Origin of the sequence: Mesonia phycicola (assembly GCF_900141885.1) — a bacterium.
Taxonomy (GTDB): Bacteria; Bacteroidota; Bacteroidia; order Flavobacteriales; family Flavobacteriaceae; genus Mesonia; species Mesonia phycicola.
This window is the reverse complement of the sequence record NZ_FQYY01000004.1, coordinates 53,926-72,946: the sequence shown is the minus strand read 5'-3', so window position 1 is coordinate 72,946 and position 19,021 is coordinate 53,926. Positions and strand designations below refer to the sequence as shown.

General features: G+C 31.0%; 10 protein-coding genes. All 10 read left to right on the top strand.

The features are described 5' to 3' along the window. Positions 1 to 3 precede the first annotated feature (3 nt). The 10 genes from BUC03_RS06570 to BUC03_RS06525 all read left to right on the top strand — a co-directional run bounded on the left by BUC03_RS06570 (position 4) and on the right by BUC03_RS06525 (position 18,998). Complete coding sequence (locus tag BUC03_RS06570; RefSeq protein ID WP_143159151.1) at positions 4 to 1,176, top strand: hypothetical protein; 1,173 nt, start codon at positions 4 to 6, stop codon at positions 1,174 to 1,176. Next, positions 1,173 to 1,703, top strand: coding sequence for a hypothetical protein (locus tag BUC03_RS06565; protein WP_073149523.1), 531 nt, complete (start codon positions 1,173 to 1,175; stop codon positions 1,701 to 1,703). The genes BUC03_RS06570 and BUC03_RS06565 overlap by 4 nt, the downstream gene beginning before the upstream one ends. 91 nt (positions 1,704 to 1,794) lie before the next feature. Then, positions 1,795 to 2,655, top strand: coding sequence for a hypothetical protein (locus BUC03_RS06560; RefSeq protein ID WP_143159150.1), 861 nt, complete (start codon positions 1,795 to 1,797; stop codon positions 2,653 to 2,655). Continuing rightward, the gene (locus BUC03_RS06555) at positions 2,648 to 3,142 is read left to right on the top strand and encodes a hypothetical protein (RefSeq protein ID WP_073149519.1); all 495 of its coding nucleotides are present in this window, start codon (positions 2,648 to 2,650) and stop codon (positions 3,140 to 3,142) included. Before BUC03_RS06560 ends, BUC03_RS06555 begins: the two co-directional genes overlap by 8 nt. Before the next feature lie 196 nt (positions 3,143 to 3,338). Continuing rightward, complete coding sequence (locus tag BUC03_RS06550) at positions 3,339 to 3,917, top strand: hypothetical protein (protein WP_073149517.1); 579 nt, start codon at positions 3,339 to 3,341, stop codon at positions 3,915 to 3,917. A 1-nt stretch (position 3,918) separates the two neighbouring features. Next, positions 3,919 to 9,543 carry a hypothetical protein gene (locus tag BUC03_RS06545; protein WP_073149515.1) on the top strand — a complete coding sequence of 1,875 codons (5,625 nt, stop codon included), beginning with the start codon at positions 3,919 to 3,921 and terminating at the stop codon, positions 9,541 to 9,543. Positions 9,544 to 9,591: 48 nt separating this feature from the next. Then, positions 9,592 to 14,604: a PKD domain-containing protein gene (locus BUC03_RS06540; RefSeq protein WP_073149513.1), complete on the top strand. Its 5,013-nt coding sequence runs from the start codon at positions 9,592 to 9,594 to the stop codon at positions 14,602 to 14,604. Positions 14,605 to 14,610: 6 nt separating this feature from the next. Beyond that, positions 14,611 to 16,515, top strand: a complete 1,905-nt coding sequence (locus BUC03_RS06535) for a T9SS type A sorting domain-containing protein (protein WP_073149511.1) — start codon at positions 14,611 to 14,613, stop codon at positions 16,513 to 16,515. Positions 16,516 to 16,543: 28 nt separating this feature from the next. After that, a complete protein-coding gene (locus tag BUC03_RS06530; RefSeq protein WP_073149509.1) occupies positions 16,544 to 18,226 on the top strand; it encodes a hypothetical protein in 1,683 nt (560 codons plus the stop codon). Between the two features lie 25 nt (positions 18,227 to 18,251). Then, positions 18,252 to 18,998 carry a LolA3 family protein gene (locus BUC03_RS06525; protein WP_073149507.1) on the top strand — a complete coding sequence of 249 codons (747 nt, stop codon included), beginning with the start codon at positions 18,252 to 18,254 and terminating at the stop codon, positions 18,996 to 18,998. Positions 18,999 to 19,021: the final 23 nt, after the last annotated feature.

Here is a 19,021-nt window from a genome sequence, read left to right as displayed (position 1 = left end):
AATATGCTAACGAAAATTTTCAGTAAATATTTGTTAAGAAATTATTATGTTTTACATATTCATATAAACAGTGATGTTGAAGTTTATAGTGTAATTACGGTCAAAAAATCTCAAAGTCAATTAACTATTATTGATGAGAACATATATAACAATTTAAATACTTTAAAGGAAAATATAAATAAAAATTACCCGATAATTTTTATGTTGACGGGAACCAAAGTTTTAAGTAAAAAAATTGAACATTCACCAAATTATTTACAAACAATTTTATTTAATAAAAACCCCGATGATTTTTACATATTTGAATTGTCACAAGATAAACACTTTTTAGTTTCGGTAGTACGGCAAAACGTATTGAATAAGTGTATTGAAAAATTAGGGAAATTTGGAGATAGTATTATTGAAATTATATTGGGTCCATATAGTTTAAGTGTTTATAATGAATATTTGTATAATAAAAGTATTATTAAAACCCCATATTTCAATTATAACTTAAATACTACTGAAATAACTAGCTATGAAGAAAACACACCTTCAAATGATAAATTTCAAATAGATGGTGAAATAATAAGCCTGAATTCGATATTACCCTTTGCTGGAATTATTCAACATTTCAATCCTGCTTTTACAGTGAATTATAAGGATATTACTGACAAGTATTTTTTAGAGTTTTTATACAATAAAGCTTTTAAAATTGTTGGTTTTGCTGCAATAGTAATTGCATTTACAACATTATTGTTAAGCTATATATTAACGTCTCATTTCAATTCCAAAAGTCTAGAATATCAAGATTATGTTTATCAAAAAAATAATATTTCAAAACAAATTCATGATTTAAATTCAGACATTCTTTATAAAGAAGAAATTATAAAGAATTCTAGCTTAGGTTCTGAAAAATTTATTAGTTTTTATATATCGGAAATAGTTCAAACAGTGCCCGAAAATATAATATTAGATGAATTGGAGGTATTTCCGATAATAGATAGAATAGAAAATAATGAAATAATTCAAATTGATTCAAACCTTATTATAGCTGAAGGTTCGTCAAATTCTAAACAAGGGGTAAATGAATGGATTGAAAAATTATCAAGATTAAATTGGTTAAAAAAAACAGAAATACAGCAGTACCTGTATATTAATGAAAATTATATTTTTTCGATAAAATTGTACTTATGAGCTTTTTAGAAAATTACTCGAATAAAAAAAAATTTATAGCATTGATAATTTTATCAATATGCTTTAGTATTTTTATATATAACCGTTCAGTAAAAAAAGCATTTAAGTCTTATGTAACATACGCCAATTATTTAGAACAGATTAATGACTCTTCTAATACAAAAACTGAATTAGAACATTTAAAAATTCAAACTAGAAATTTAGATAATATTATTGGGAAAAATTTGAAAAAGCCTGATATAGTTCAAAATGATATTTTATCATTTATTTCAGATAATAAATCTAATGTAACCTTATCAAACATTAAAAGTACACACGTAGCTACTAATAGATACTATGCCATTTATTCAAATCAAATTACTTTAGAAGGAAAATTTGATGAACTCTTTAAAACGATTTATGATATTGAAAAAAAATTTGATAAAGCTCGGATAGCATCTGTTAAATTATATACCAAAGAAGATTATGTGAAAAAAAATAAAATTTTATATAATGAAATTATATTCCAGAATTATGAGAAAAAATAACCATGTTCATTTAATTGTGATATTAGCATTTGTTTTTATATCTTGTGAGGATATCCTAGAAGACGATATTCAAGATGAACAAGTTATTTCATTGAGCCCTAAAGAAGGTGATACTATTCAAGGAAATACTATTCAGTTTAATTGGGGTGAACTTAAAGGAGCAGACGAATATAAAATTCAAATTTTTGAAAATAATAATTTGTCAATTATTAGAGATACCGTAGTTCAGACTATTAATCATAGTGAGGTGTTAAATCCAGGGAGTTATCGTTGGAGAATTAGAGGGCAGAATTCTGCTTATACAAGTATTTATAGCCTACCTGAATCATTTACCTTAGTTGCCTCTGATGATTTAACGAATCAAACTGTCTTACTTATGAGTCCTTCAGACCAAATATACCTTAATAATAATGAAGTTTTATTTAATTGGCAACATTTGGATAATAGTGATTTTTATAATTTTGAATTACAAGCAATTACAACTTCAGGGAATATAACTATTCACTTAGAAAATCAAATGTTAGATAATGTATTAACCCTAGATGATGAAGTGATTTCTCAGGATTCTCATTATCGCTGGAAGGTAAAGGCTTTAAACACTCAAAGTGAAACTGTTTTTTTTTATAGAGATTTTTTTATTGATACACAGAATCCACAAATACCTGTTACTAATATTCCTGAATATGAAGATCAATTTGATATAATGGAAGATGTACAATTCCAATGGACATATCCTACAGAGTATAATCAAATTGCACCAGTATTAACTTTATTTGAGATAGCTAATGATGAAATTTTTCAAAATATTATTTTTTCAGATCAAATAAATACAAACAATACAAACTATGAATTTGAAAATTCAGGAAGTTTTTATTGGAGAATTCGAGGTGAAGATTTAGCAGGCAATATAGGTAGCTTCAATCAAGATGGAAAAATTATAATTAATGAATAAAAGGAAATTAAATTTTATCTTGATTTTTATTTTAGCAATTATTTGGTTCTTTGTTATCTATAAATTTGTTTTTCCGTTCCAAAAATCTTTTTCTAATGAAATTTTTGAAAAGAAAAAAGTTTTCTCAGAGCATTATTATATCAATAGAGATACTTTTTCAGCACCTATATTTAGTAGGGATCCTTTTTTGAATTATGTTAAAAATGAACAATTTAAAATCTCAAAAAAAGTAACGAACAAAAATACAAACATCTATGAGAAGAAGATAAATCACAATAAGTATAGTAAAATTTGGCCCGATATAGAATATTTGGGATTCTTGAAAAGTGAAAAATCTTTACAACCGCTAGTACTATTGAAAATCAACGGAACAGTAAATAAAATAAAAGATAAAGATTCAAAATTAGGAATATCTGTTATTAAAATTTTTAAAGATACAGTCGTTTTATTTAATGGTATTGAGTCTAAAAATTTTGTAAAGAAATAAATACCTTATATTAATTTATATTAAAAGTTTGTTTTTTTTGTTAATTTAACTAAATTAGTCTCGTAATTATTTATAATCTTTCCCCAAAAATTTATTTTTTAATTACGATAGTGTTTTATCTCTTTTCGGTAATTAGATAAATTCTATATACGAAGGAGTTTTTATTTTGATTTTTAGTATTATAAAAATAACATGTATGTATTATAAATACCTACTTTTTTTTATCGCAATTATTATTTTCTCTTGTCAATCAAATTCTAGTCAGCAGGATGATCTAAATACATACTTTAAGCATAGGGGAGGGGGATGGAAGTCTCGAAATATTAAACATTACTCTAACGAAATTGCCTATAAGGCAGTAGAAGTTCCTATAGAGTATTATTTACTGAAAAATAGAGTTGAGATAAATACTGTAACGATGGATTCTCTACTTATTATGATGTCAGATGAAAGAGTGATTGAATTTGAGATTACATTTGAAGGAGAAAAGGAGTATAATCGTTTAAATAAAAAACTTTTAAAAGGCTCTGAGGGTGTTCAATATATATCCTCAGGAATTAAAAAAGATTTTCAAGTTTTAACATCACAAGGAGATACTATAAATTGTAAAGGTGTCCATTTCGAACGACATTTTGAGGTAGATCCAAAAATACGATTATTATTATATTTTGATAATGTACATGATGATTATATACAACTGTTATATGATGATCAGTTATATAAAAATGGTTTGTTTAAATTTAAATTCGGAGAAATTCCTGTTAAAATGTATTAATATGATAAAATCAATACGCAAAAGCAAATTTTCTAAAATTTTAGCATCTTATCTGGCCCTGCAGATTTTAATTTCTGTAATTCAACCTGCTAATTTATATGCGTTAACCGGAGGTCCTGATCAGCCAGAGTTTAATTCTTTTACTCCAATTGGTACTTCTGAAATGGTTGATTTAAGTTCGGGTGATTTCAAATATAATATTCCAATCATGGATGTAGGGGGGTACCCATTGAATTTGGCCTATAATTCTGGAGTAGGAATGGATCAAGAAGCGTCTTGGGTTGGGTTGGGCTGGAATTTGAATGTAGGGCAAATTACAAGAAGTGTTAGAGGTATTCCTGATGATTTTAAAGGGGATGATTTAATTTATCGAAATAATATTAAGGACAATCGTACGGTAGGTTTGACTTTTAATATCAATCCGCAATTTTGGGGCTTAGGGGATGAGGGACTCGGTGTAAATAAAGGTATGGGGTTGGGTGTAAATGCTGGTATTACTGTTCAGCATAATAATTATACAGGATTAGGGTTTCAACCATCTTATGGTATTTCTTATGATTTTAATGAACATGTTAGTGCTGGTCTAAATTTAAGTTCTTCAGCGGCTAGTGGTGCTTCAGCGAGCCCTTCATTGAGTTTGAGGTCAAAACGTAAGGAAGTAAATAGCGAGGTAAACAGAGGTTTTACATCGAGTGTTGGAGTTGGGTACAATTCTCGTCAAGGATTAACATCTTTCAATATGTCTGCGGGTTATAGTATGAGAAATAAAAATTATAAAAGAAGTAGAGGTTTTAGCGAAGGTACAAGTGGCTCTATCTCATTTTTGAATAATACTTTTACACCTTCTAAGAGATTAGCGTTTAATAATTCAAATCTTTCGTTTGCAATATCTCTTGGGTTAGATGCTTGGGGAGTTGATGCAGAAATTGGTGTGACGGGATTTGGAATTACGCAGAAATTAGATTCAAAAACCAATACTTCAAATTCTTATGGGTTTAATAATACGCATTTAGCTTCCAAAAACGATATACTAGATTTTAATAAAGAAAAAGAAAATGTAATTAGTAAAAATACTCTCAATTTGCCTATTACAAACTATACTTATGACATTTATCAAATACAAGGACAAGGAATAGGTGGAATGTTTAGACCGTTTCGTAGTCAAGTAGGTGAGGTTTTTAGTCAATCTGTTCAAGATAAAAGTAATGATGATAGTTTTGGAGGGGAAGGTGAAGGAGGAACGGGTTGGCATGTTGGGCTAGATTTTACTTTGGCTGACGGTTTTTCAAGAACTGGAAAATGGAATACTCCAGTGTCAAATTATTTTAAGGAAAATACAAATTATAATATTGATTATGAACCAGTCTATTATAAAACTATCGGAGAATATACAGTTGATTTAGAGGCTTCTGAAATGTTGGAAGATAAATTAGGAGGAGACCAACCAATCAGAATAGGGATTGGTGGTAACTCCAATGGGCCCGGGAAATATGCCGAGAATAAATACGAAGTAAAACAATCAAATACCATTTCTAGTACAGGAAATCATAGTTATGCTCAAGAATCGATCAATTCGCCTATTCAGCGAGAGCATCGGGAAATAAGAAATACAGCAATAAAACCTGTTTATCATAGTGAAGTAGAATTAAATCCTTTTGTTTATTCGAGTACATCTCAGGAAGCTAAACCGCATCATATTGCAGGTTATGAAATCCTTAAAACTGATGGAGCTAAATATATTTATGGAGAAACCGTATATAATAATATTAAGCAAGAAAATACTTTTGCAGTAGATGGAGAACCCAATTTAGATGGTACTGTTGATGTTGATAGTATTTCTCAAGAAAACTCTATAAAAAATGTATCGGGTGTTGATAATTATTTTAATAGTATTACTACTCCAGGTTATGCTCATACCTATTTGTTGACGGGGGTTTTATCTTCTGATTATGAAGATTTAACAGGAGATGGGATGACGGATGATGATTTGGGAAGTTATACTAAGTTTAATTATGAAATACATGAATCTAGTTATAACTGGAGAGTTCCTTATCAAATTGGAAAGGCATCATTTAATCAAGGTTTATATTCAAATACAAAAGATCAAAAAGGTTCTATTGTTTCTGGTACTAAAGAGCTTAAATATATTCATACCATTGAAACAAAAACTCACGTTGCTTATTTTAAGTTATTAAATAGAAATGATGCTATAGAAGCTGATGGTAATAAATATATGAAAAAAATTGATAAGATTTTTTTATTTAGCAAACCAGAGTATCAAAAATTAGTTGAAGATGTCGATAATCAAAACCCAGAAAATATTGATGAAAATATTCTCATTAAAAATGCAATAAAAGTAGCCCACTTTGAATATGATTATTCATTATGTAGAAAATTACCAAATAATGTCAATACATTGGGTGTGCAAATCGACCCGAGTTTAATAGAAAATGGCGATACGATCACAGGTAAATTAACCTTAAAAAAACTTTACTTCACTTATAGAGATTCTCACATGGGGGCATATACGCCTTATAAGTTTCATTATACAGAAGATAATATGAATCCAGATTATTCTTTAAAGGCTTACGATATTTGGGGTAATTATAAACCAAATAATGCTATCAATTATAATGTATTTAATAATCCGTTGTCTCCTCAAGAATTTCCTTATGTACAGCAATTAGATACTGATTTGCAAGATCAATATGTAACAGCTTGGTCTTTAACTTCTATCGATTTGCCTTCTGGAGGTAAAATTGATTTAACTTACGAATCAGATGATTATCAATACGTTCAAGATCGTAAAGCGATGCAAATGTTTAAAATTGCTGGTGTTACAAAAGAGTCTAATATTCCTAGTGGAAGTGATATAGGAAATACAACTTTATATAAAAATGGGAGCTATTCTGAAGATGCAAAATATTTAATTGTTGAATTACAGGAGGATAATTTAATTTCAACAGAATTATTTCAACAGAAATATTTAGCAGAGCATTACGATAAGCCTATTTTTTTCCGATTTTTGTTAAATATGTCAAAATCCACAGGTCAGGGAAATCAATCTAATGATTATGATTATGTTGAAGGATATTTTAAAATTGACAAGAATGAATCATTAAATACATTTAGCTCTAACGGAAAGTTTTATGGAGCAATTCCGATGCAATTTTCAGATATGGAGGGTGGAGTAAATGGACAAAAAAACGTGAATCCAATTTCGAAAGCTGGTTGGTATTTCGGTCAAAAGTATTTACCTAAAAAAGTTTATGGTCTCCCTCAGTATTCGAGTGCAGCATCTATAAAGGATATTATCAATCAATTGAAATCAGATTTTGGTGCTATAGATGAAATTATTAGAGGGCCTAATGCAAAACTAAGAAACCAAAAACTTATTGCGAGACGTTATATTCCTGAAAAATCTTGGATTAGATTATTAAACCCCTCAGGAACTAAACTCGGAGGAGGAAGTCGAATTCGTAAAATTGAAATGCATGATAATTGGGATGCAATGATGGGTTCAACTCAAGATATTTATAAACAGTTCTACGGTCAAGAGTATTCCTATAAACTTGATGATGGTACTTCTTCAGGTGTAGCAACTTATGAGCCTAATGCTAGTAAGGAAAACCCTTTTGTTGAACCTTTTTACAGCAAAGATGAAAACTTAGTTGCACCCAGAGAAGTTAATTATACAGAGAAGCCTTTTGGAGAATCTTATTTTCCTTCAGCTCAAGTAACCTATTCCAAAGTTGAAGTGAAAAATTTATCTCGCGAAAGACAAGATGGTAATCAAACCTTAAGTGTCAATAAACACGCAACAGGAAAAATTGTACAAGAGTTTTATACCTCTAAAGATTTTCCTACGAAGGTAGATTATACAACGCTTGATGGTCCTAATAATTTTTATTCAAATGATAATAATATGCTTAACCAAGGTTTAGGTGGAATATTAGGACTTAATGTAAAAGTTAATACTGAATTAACACTTTCGCAAGGTTTTTCTGTACAGACTAACGATATGAATGGTAAAGAGAAAAGACAATCTGTTTATTCCGAATTAGGAGAATACATCTCAGGAGTAGAATATAAATATAACGTTAACGATGATGGTAGCCTTAACAACCGAGTCCCTGTTGTTAAAGAAAATGGAGAAATAATCACTACTGCAGAAGTAGGAATGCATTATGATGTAATCAATGACTTTTTTGAAAATTATACTTATTCAAATATGTCCGGTAATCAGACAAACGTAGTAGCTATTCCAGTTCCATTACCTCCATTTGTATGGGTAATACCAACATCTGTTCCGCAATCTTCCACACACAAAACAATTTTACATACAGCTACAACTACTAAAGTAATACATAGAACGGGAATTTTAAAAGAGAAGATTGCTTATGATTTAGGGTCAAGTGTTTCAACTAAGAATTTAGCTTGGGATTCTAAAACTGGGGATGTGGTCTTGACAGAAACATCTAATGAATATAATGATCAATATTATAATTTAAATTTTCCTTCATATTGGTCTTACCCTCAAATGGGTTTTGCTACAAAAAACCTAGGTATAAGTAGCACATTAATTAATCAAGGTGGTTATTATCATTTATCTGATAATACTGACTTACGTGAATTCTTTACAGAAGGAGATGAATTGAATCTAAAGTATTATAGCCATATTTTCCCTCCAAAACTTAAAGAGAATAAAGCTTGGGTTATTGGCTTTAATAACCAAGGTACTGGAATTAGGTTAATGGATAGAGAAGGTGAGATTATTGATGAAGGAACTAATATAATTTTTAAAATTAGCAGATCAGGCTATAGAAATTTACAAAAAAGTTCGATGGCATCTATAACATTAATGAAAAACCCTATTAATGACGATCAAATCGATCAAAGCGATTTTTTAATGAATTTATCAGCGCTTATCAATCCTAGAATTATTAATGCCTCTGCTATAGAGTATAAAGATTTTTGGCCCTCTCCTTGCGAAGGTAATATTCCTCAATTACATTATACTTTAGATGAAAAAGGAAATGAAATTTATTTACCCGAAAGCATATGTCTTAATCCATATGTTAACAATATAAAGGGGGACTATCGCGCGGTAAAATCCTATGCTTATTTAACGGGTAGAAATGAAGGTGATGGTTTAGGAGTAAGAAATCAAGGTTTTTTTAATGAGTTCAGTCCATTTTATACATTAGACAATAACCAAAACTGGGTAATAAATAGTAATAGTCAAGATCGATGGACTTTTGCCAGTGAAGTCACAAGGTATAGCCCTTATGGTGCTGAATTAGAAAATAAAGATGCCTTAGGACGTCATTCATCAGCGCAATATGGCTATAAGTATACATTACCAACAGCAGTTTCTTCCAATAGTAGTTATCAAGAAATGGGATTTGATGGGTTTGAAGATTATACCGAAGCATCATTAGAGAAAACTCATTTTGGTTTTCAAAATGTACCTGGCATATCAAATTCTATTTCTAATGAGCGTTCTCATTCAGGTAAAAAAAGCATAAAGATTGAAGCTGGTGATGAAATAGAGTTTAATAGTACGTTAGAGTCTTGTAATTCATCATCATCATCTGGTGGAGGCGGCGGAAGTGTCATGTATTAAAGTTTTATATCATATAAAATATCCAATTAACCAACTAACCAAATAATTATGATCGTTAAACAATTTAAATTTAATGTAGTAAAAAAAGCTTTTGTTCTTTTTTTACTACTTATTGGGAATTTATTTGCTGCTTCAGCACAATCATCTTATGATATTAGATTAGGATGGCATAATCAAGTTTTATGCGCGGTTTATGATGATGGAGAACATGACAAAATTGAACTTACTGAAGAACTTGAAATGACAGAATGCTTAAAAATATGTCATGGAATGATAGCCGATTATTGGATTGCAGGCACAGATGTTGACTTGGTTAGTTCTGTTAATTGGTCTGTAACTGGCGGAGATTTTACAATTGGAAACGGAGGCCAGAATATTACAGTAGATTGGAATAATATAAATGGCACTGGAACAATTTTCTTAAGTTTAACTTTAGCCGATGGAACTGTTTTGCACAATTCTATTTGTGTAGAGCCCTTAGAAAGTCCTAAAGCTAATTTTTCTACATCTAATTTAGAAGACGATTCTTTATGTTTAGATCAAGAGGTATATTTTAATAATTTATCGATTCCAAATCCTGGGGGACAACTTGTGGCATTTGAGTGGGATTTTGGTGATGGTACTACCTCATCAGAATATGAGCCAGTTCATTCATATGCAAATCCAGGATCATACATAGTGGAGTTAAAAGTATGGAACGAATGTAATTGTTTTAATGTTTATGAAACTGAAATTGTTGTTGAAGATATGGGAATTCCCCCTGAAATTAGTTGTCCAACTGTAACCTGTGAAAATAATGTTGAAAGTTACGAAGCTATTTCAAATTCTGATTGCGATAGTTTTAAATGGAATGTCGTGGGAGGTACAATTTTAGGTGATCCTTATGCCCCGCAAGTAACTGTTAAATGGGATCAAATGGACCCTCAATTAGAAGGTTTTGGTTGGTTATACTTAACAGATGAATGTTCACCTTGTCCAGTTCCTGCAACAGCAAAAGTACCAATTGTTCAAGAAGAAATAAGAATTAAAGGAGACGATGTAATATGTTTGGAGGAACAAAATAGATATAGTATACCTAAATGGCCAACTACTGAAGTTAAGTGGACATTGACTGATGTTAATGGTAATGATTTTACTCAATTTTTAGTTTATAGTAATCAACGCAATGAAATATTAGTTGATTTTGAAAATTTTTTACCAAGTGGGTCATACGTTCTTTCTGCTGTTTATAGAAACACACTTAAAAAATGTTCTGGTAGAGGTCTGATTAATTTAACTGTTCTTGAAGAATCACACAAAATAGAAGGACCTAAGCAAGCCTGTATAAATGATCATTTACAGTTTAGTACTATAGAGCAGGATAATGGTATAAACTGGATTTTATATGATGAAAATGGTAGTCAAGTACACAATCAGATTGGTGCAACTTTTAATTATGCAATAGCTAATGCTGGGGAATATTCTTTAATTGCTGATAGCCCAAATCGATGCTCTGGTAAGGCATTTACAATTTTAATTCAAAGTCCACCTGCAACACCACAGGGCAAATTCGATATCCCGCAAGTTGTTTGTCCGGGATTAGCTTATGATATTGAATTCACTAATACTGATCCAAATATTAATACTTCAGATTTTATTTTAGAATGGAGGGCTATAAACGGAGAAATTAATGGTAGCACCACTAATGAACAAAGCTCTGTTATTTTCGACGTGAATCCTTCAGGAGATTATCAAGTTGAAGTTCGCTATGTAATGAGTGCCAACCCATATTGTCCGTCAGCTTGGCAAAGTTCTAATATTATATTACCTGAAAGCGTGGATACAGTAATTGAATCTTTTGATCCTGATTCTGGATCAACTTTATCTTTTAATACTTTTTGTACAAGTACAGAGGCAAATTTCAGAGTAGATGACTTAGAAGGAGATAAATATATTTGGTCTGTTTCTCCTGCTAATTTTGCCAGTATCGTTTCAGGTCAAAATACTCCAGAAATTGCATTGAATATTCATGAGGAGTCAAGCACTGATGTAGGTTTTTTACAATTACAAATTGAAAAATGTGGTGTACTTTTTACGGTAGATAGTTTTGAAATTAATAAACTGGAAGTGCCTACTGTTAGCTGGACAGACTTAGACCCGGTTATGTGTGCAGGAGATTCATTTAGTATTAGTTTTAATGCAGATATAGGAACTCAACCAGTCGGTAATTTTGATCAAGCTATTTTAGATTTAGGAGATGGTCAAGTATTTACTTCTCCGGCATCAGCAGGAGCTTTTCAATGGGTATTTAATAATCTTTCTTTCGATAATGTTTTTCAGTCTAATGTAAATTATAATGTAAGCTTAACCCTCCAAGGGCCAGAGTCCTGTCAAGATGTAACTGTTTATCAACAAGTAACAATTATTCCGACACCAGTGGCTGCAATTTCGAGTAATGAGAGTCAAGTTACTTTCTGTGAAGAAGCAGATATACCTTCAAATTATATATTAACAGGAATTGAACAAGGTGGGCTAGTAAATGTAAATCACTGGATTTGGGAAAGAAATGGAAGTACAGTTCAAAATACTACGTCTCCAAATTTAACAGTTAGCCAATTTGGTAGTTATCGAGTTACCGCAGTTGGAGAGAACGGTTGTAGTGGAGAATCATCTACATATACTATCTATCAAATGGGGTGTGGAGCATCAGGATCTTGTAATGAGACTTTTTCAATTGATAATACATCTTGGACTAATTGCAACACGGTAGAAGTTGATTTTAGTTATTCATCAATTCCAAATAATATAAATTGGAATATTCAACCGGCAGATGGGATGAGTTATATATCAACTTCTGGTACGACTGCTACTTTTGAAGTAACCAAACCAGGAAACTATTCAATAACGGGAAGAGCACATTATAATTGTGGTACAAAACGAGATGAAGAATTGGTGCAGGTTGATTATCAAGTAGATTTAAATTATGAAATTTCTTGTAATCCACTTTTTGGAGGATATGATTTAGTCATTTATAATAATTCGCCCTTTATTCCAAACTTTCAGCCGGATCAAACAATTTTTACGGTAAATAATAATTCTGTAACTTTTAATAATCACGAAGATTCATATACAACTTCTTTACCGAGTGGTACACATACATTTCAGCTAGGGATTAAAAGAGGTAACAACCCTATTTGTAATTCACAGGTTATCACAATAAATATGGAAGATCCTTCTGCTAACTTTACAATACCATCAGAAATTTGTACAGAAGAACCTTTGTTACTTACCCCAAATAATCCTGACCCTAATTTAGATTACACTTGGACTTTTGATAATGAAGTAGATTATCGAGATGAACTATTAGTTAATCTTTCAGAGGGGCAGAACGTTTTAGTGATTTTAAAAGCTGAAAATAAAGAAGGTTGTTATGCTCAGTCTTCAAAAACCATAAATATTAACAGAGCTTCATTCAATGGAAATATAACGGGTAGTGAAGGGCCATATTGTTTAGGAGATATAGCGACTCTTACCTATAATCAAGGTTCTGGAGATCAAATTTCTTCTTATCAATGGTTTCGTAATAATAATATTATAAACGGAGAAACAAACCCTTCAATTCAGACAAATATTTCAGGTGTTTATAGTTTAGAATTGATTGATATTAATGGCTGCACTTCTAATATAAATCCTCAATCGGTAAAATTAAATTTTATTAAAGCCCAGGAGATCTTCATTAGTGGACCTTCTCAATTTTGTGAAGGTGATGAATTTAAAATTGAAGGGTATATTCCTAATTATCAAAATATTGAATATCGTTGGTTAAGAAATGGAAATGTATTAGAAAATTGGCAAACAGCAACTTCATCAACAGTAGCTGTAGAGGGCGTATTCGATAATAATGGAGTATTTACCTTTACATTAGAAACCAATGAGGTTTGCGAAACGAATAAAGATTTTGTGGTCGAAGTTTTTGATGTACCTGATGTAGATGAAATAGTAGTACAAGGACAAGTAATATGCGATCCTTTTGAGGTAAATTTAAGTGTCGTAAATCCAGATCCATTGGGAACTTATAGCTGGAGTAACGGTGATGGAGGGGTAAATACAATCATCAATCGAAGTGGTGTTGTTGGATTAACTTATACCAATAGCAATGGTTGTAGTGTTACTAAAGAAATTGAGATTCCGCAACTACCAAAAGAACATTTATGGGTATTACCTACTGGATGTATTGAAAAATGTGAGAAGATCCAAAGTGATAAGTATATAATCGGACCCATTCCTGAGTTTGATTATTATGCTTGGGATTGGGATGGATTTCCTAATTCTGGCTCAGGTATAGTTACTGATGAATACATTAATAATTTTGGAGAATTAAGTCTAAATCTATCACAAACCATATTTGATGAAAATTGCGATTTCGAAAAATCTTCATTAAATGTAATTTCAGCTGAAGAGGGATGTCAGCCTTGTGATCTAGAAATTGGTATTAATCAAATAGACATAGAAAAAAACTTATCTACATTTTTCTATAGATTAAATGTTCAGATTAATAACCCATTTTTTTCTTATGTAAATATTGAATTTGATAGTACAGATGGGGTTTATGTGCCTTCAACAATCAGCTTAGCACCTGGGCAAGCTCAGGTATTTATAATCGATTTTATTCCTAATAGTGGTTTTAATGGAGGCTCTTCAGATCTATCTTATCAAGTGTATTTAAATGGAACTAAATTGGCCTGTACGGATTTATTTAATATAGATTATGACATGTTACCTCAACCGATGCCAACCTCATCAATAGAAACAAATGATAGTAATTATTCTTTTATTTTGACTCCAAATCCAACTACTAGCTCTGTTAATGCAAATTATAATTTTAATAGTGGTAACTCAGAGGTTATTAATGGGCATGTATCGCTATATACGCTAACAGGAATGAAGATTAAAGAATTTCAATTAAAAAAACCTATTGGTAATTTAAAAATTGATTTATCTGCCTTTTCATCGGGAACTTATTTAGTAATTATCGAAGATGGTCGAGGCTTTAATCAGCAGCAATTATTAATTAAAGAATAAGTAGATATGAAATATAAATATTTCTTAATTGTAATAATTGGTTTTATTCAATATAGCTATGCTCAACAAAATACTTATGAATGGTCGTGGGCAAAGAGAGGTGGAGGTGGTCGAGTAATTTCATCTAATTCTAAAGATAATACTCAACGCGTTCATAGTGTAGATGTAGATCGCAATAATAATTATTATTTTTTAAGTCAAATAGGGGGAGAGAATTTACAAGGTTCTATCCCTACGTTTGGAAACGTGCCGAATGATACTATTGTGATCAATGATTATAGTGAATCTACTGATTTATTTAGTCATGACTATAAAAGAAACACATATTTAGTTTCTACCAATTGCCAAGGAGATTTTCGATGGCAAAAGACAATTGGAGGCTCTGGAGATACTTATGCTTATGGTATGGGGATAGATAGCCTAGGAGGAGTATATGTCGCTGGTAATTCTTGGAATGTTACATCTTCACCAACAGGTAGTGTTCCTTTACATTATGATCAAGATACTATTCGAAATACACTAACTCCCGATAAGAATATTTTTCTTATTAAATATGATTCTATAGGAAATTATGAATGGTTAAGGGAACCTCAGCCTTTTGATTCAGATCCTAATTGGGGTTATGCCAGTAGTGGAGAGATTTTTGTAGAAGAAGATGGTACCGTACACTGGATGGTTATTTTAGATCCTGGGTCTACTTTAGAAAATGGAGCGATCACTGCCGAAAATAACTACCTTTCGGTTTCTAATTCTCAGGTAGGAGATGCTGGAGTAATTAAATATGATAAAAATGGTAATTTCTTGGGTTATGTGCGATTAAACATAGATATGTACAACCATATTGGTATGCGTACAACTTCAAAAATAGACTTTAACTATAATAAAGCAAGTAATACATATTACCTTGCAGTACCTGCGAGACATGGAAATAGTCTTTATCATCCGGCAATTATTAATAATACAGAAATTACCGGTGCTTTTTTTGTTGCTGCTTTTAATTCTACAACTGGTAATGCAGAATGGTGGCAAGAGTTTTCAGAAGACGAGAATGGAACGATAAGGGATATTGTAATAGATAAAAATGGTGATATTTATATTACCGGCTACTTTGTAGCATTGTTAGAAAATGGTCAAATTGCTGGGTATCCTAGTTTTGCAGGTTTAACTTTTGGTGGCTATTTAAAAGAAACCTTTTGCATGAAATTAAACGCGACTAATGGTCAAGGTATTTGGGTAAGCTATTCAGATGGTTCTTGTGCAGAGGGAGAAAGTTTAGTTGTAAATGAAGATGGTGTTTTTTTAGGTCAAGGCTATTGCAGCCTTGGTGGTGGGGGGCATTATTGGGGTAATGCATATTTTACTAGGCCTTCGGGGCATGGTAGAGATCCTGTGGTTATTCAATTAGATAAGAATACAGGAAATGCTATAAAAATACATGATATTATGGGAGCTGGCTACGGAGAAGATGATGAAATTACAGCAATAACTACCGATAAATTAGGAAATATCCTTGTTGGAGGCTATATGAAAAGTTCACATATATTTGACAATCATTCTGTTGTGTCTCGGTTAGATAAGAAAGTAACACACCTCAGCGATTTTTTTATCGCTCAATTAGGTAAAGATGGTGTGAGCTGTAGTGATCCTATTCTAAAGGTAGCTGAAAATGAAAAATTAGCTATTAAATTATGGCCAAATCCCACGCAAGGTAGCATACATATTGAGTCTGAAAGCTTTATTGATAGCATTAATATTTATAACGTATTAGGGCAAAAAGCAGACGTGTCATTAGATAATACCTCTACTGCCGACGGTCAAATGATTGATATTTCTTCATTAAGTTCTGGTATTTATTTTATAGAAATACAATCTGGGAAACAAAGAGAAATAAAGAAAATTATTAAGCGATAGGGTTATATAAAAATTTAAAACAAAAAAGATGAATAATATTAAGTATAATAAGAGAAGTAAATGTTGTTTTGAAATTTTTATAACTACACTAATAATTTTTATTTTATCTATTCAAACGATCGAAGCTCAGGTATTTACTGATCAGCAAATTGGTTTTGATAGAGAAGAAACCCGACAGGAGTTATTAAATGATGGTGTTGAAGAAAAAGACATTCATAAAGAATTGACTTTAGCTAGAGAAACCTATGTGAATATGCGTGTTTATTCACAACAATCTTCTACAGTTACTCCTATTACTTCTCAGGGTTGTGGTAATATAGATTTTGTCAATGAATTTAACGAATGGTGTTATAAGCGAATAGAACGTAGTGGAATACCCGATTTTACTGGGGTAAACTGTAATTATAGTTTATATCAAGATTCGGAAATTATTAACCCTTCAGACATGTCAATAAATAATTGGGATTTCAATTATTTAAATCTTAATGAATTTGGAGAAAATACGTTGAGATTAGGCGATAATAACCCTTTTAAATGGGTTGAGCGTATTGAAAAAGAAATTATCGTAACTCAAGCTAACTCATTGATAAATTATCGCTATGCATTTAAGTTGGAGGAACCAAATAACTTTCATAGTATCAGTCAGCAGCCTTATTTTAGAATATTTTTAGAAGATTCTAACGGCAATATGATAAATTGCTCTTTATTTGAAGCTACTGTAGGTTTACCTGGAATAAATTGTATTGATATTTCCCCTAATAAATCCGTTTGTTATCTTCCAGCTACAGTCAATAGCTTAAATTTTTTAGATTATGTAAATGTAGGAGACCAGGTTAAATTAGTTGTAGAAGTAGCAGATTGTGGAATAGGAGGGCACTACGGCTATGCATATTTTGAAGCGATGTGTACAGATCTTGATGGAGCAATTATTGCTGATAGTGAAGGAAGTAATTTCTGTAGTGATAATAATATATCATTTACTACCACACAGTCTAGTTATGGTGGAAATTTTCCTGACTGGAAAATTTTAAACGGAGGTTCTGTTGTCGCTTCAGGTAATGGAGAGTCAATACAACATTATTTTTCGCAGGCAGGAAATTATACTATAGAAGCAACAATAAATTTGCCAACAAGCGATCCTTCTTGTAATTCTCAAGTAACCTATACAAGAGACATTGTTGTAGAAGATTGCCCTTGTGAATGTGAAGACTGTACTTCGTTTTCTCCTGTTCCCGGAGAAAGATACATTGTTAGCGGCTGGGTATCTGAAGAGCATGATATAACTCCCAAATTTTTTAAAGATAGTTTTATACAATTAACATTTGATAGATCTGGAACACCAAACTCAAGCGCGGTAAAGTTCTATCCCTCTGGACAAATCATTGATGGCTGGCAAAGAGTTTTTGGTGAATTTACCGTACCGAATTCAACTTATAATATGTCTGTGATTCTAGGTAATAATGGTGATCATAGCGTAGCATCCTATTTTGATGATATTCGTATTCATCCTTATAATGGAAATTTAAAATCTTTTGTTTACGATCAAGAAACTCAGCGATTAATGGCAGAATTAGATGAAAATAATTATGCAACTTATTATGAGTACGATAAAGAAGGAGGGCTTATTCGTGTAAAAAAAGAAACAGAAAGAGGTGTATATACTATTCAAGAAACACGATCAGGAAATTCAACTTTAAGTGCTCAGAATTAATAATACAAAATTTGAAATAATATAAATGAAAATTTTAGCTAAACTAAGTATAGTAAAATCGAATCGTAAAACTATTTGTGTAAATTTTTTATTTTTACTCATTTTTCAATGCTTACATTCTCAGGTAGAAGTAGTAAATGCTGAAAGTATTTTAACCAAATCAAAAAGCTATTATGAAAATAATCCTAATTTTCAGGCTTCGTTAGAGTATACGCTTTTTCGTTCTCCAGATCAACCCATTGTGATCGATAGATATTCAGGAAAAATGATTAAAAATAATCAAGACTTATACCTTAAAATTCATCAAACTGAATTTTTTATAAATTATAATAATTATTTAAAAATTAATCATGAGGAAAAAGCGATGGAGTATAAAAAACTCATGACACAATCAGATTTAAAACAGAATCCAATAGAGGTTTATTCCTATTTAAAATATTTTTCAGAACAAGAAGTTTGTGAAACAGATTCTTTTTGGATTTGTAAACTTATTACTCCGAAATACACACAACTTTCCTATGCATCTATAACTTTCTATATTGATAAGAACAATTATGAGGTAAGAAAGCAAGTTATAGAATTAATGGCGCCGGGATCTATTAGAGACGAAAAAGGTAATTATTCTGTGGATAGAAAATTTTTAGAAACTAAAATCAACCGCGATATAAAGCACGATTTCAATTTACCTGAAATTTCAAATTATATTTCAAGCCGTGATGGTTATATGAAGCCATCAAAAGATTTTGAAAGTTACGAGTTTTTTAATAGATAACTTTCAAAATAAATTTTATTAGA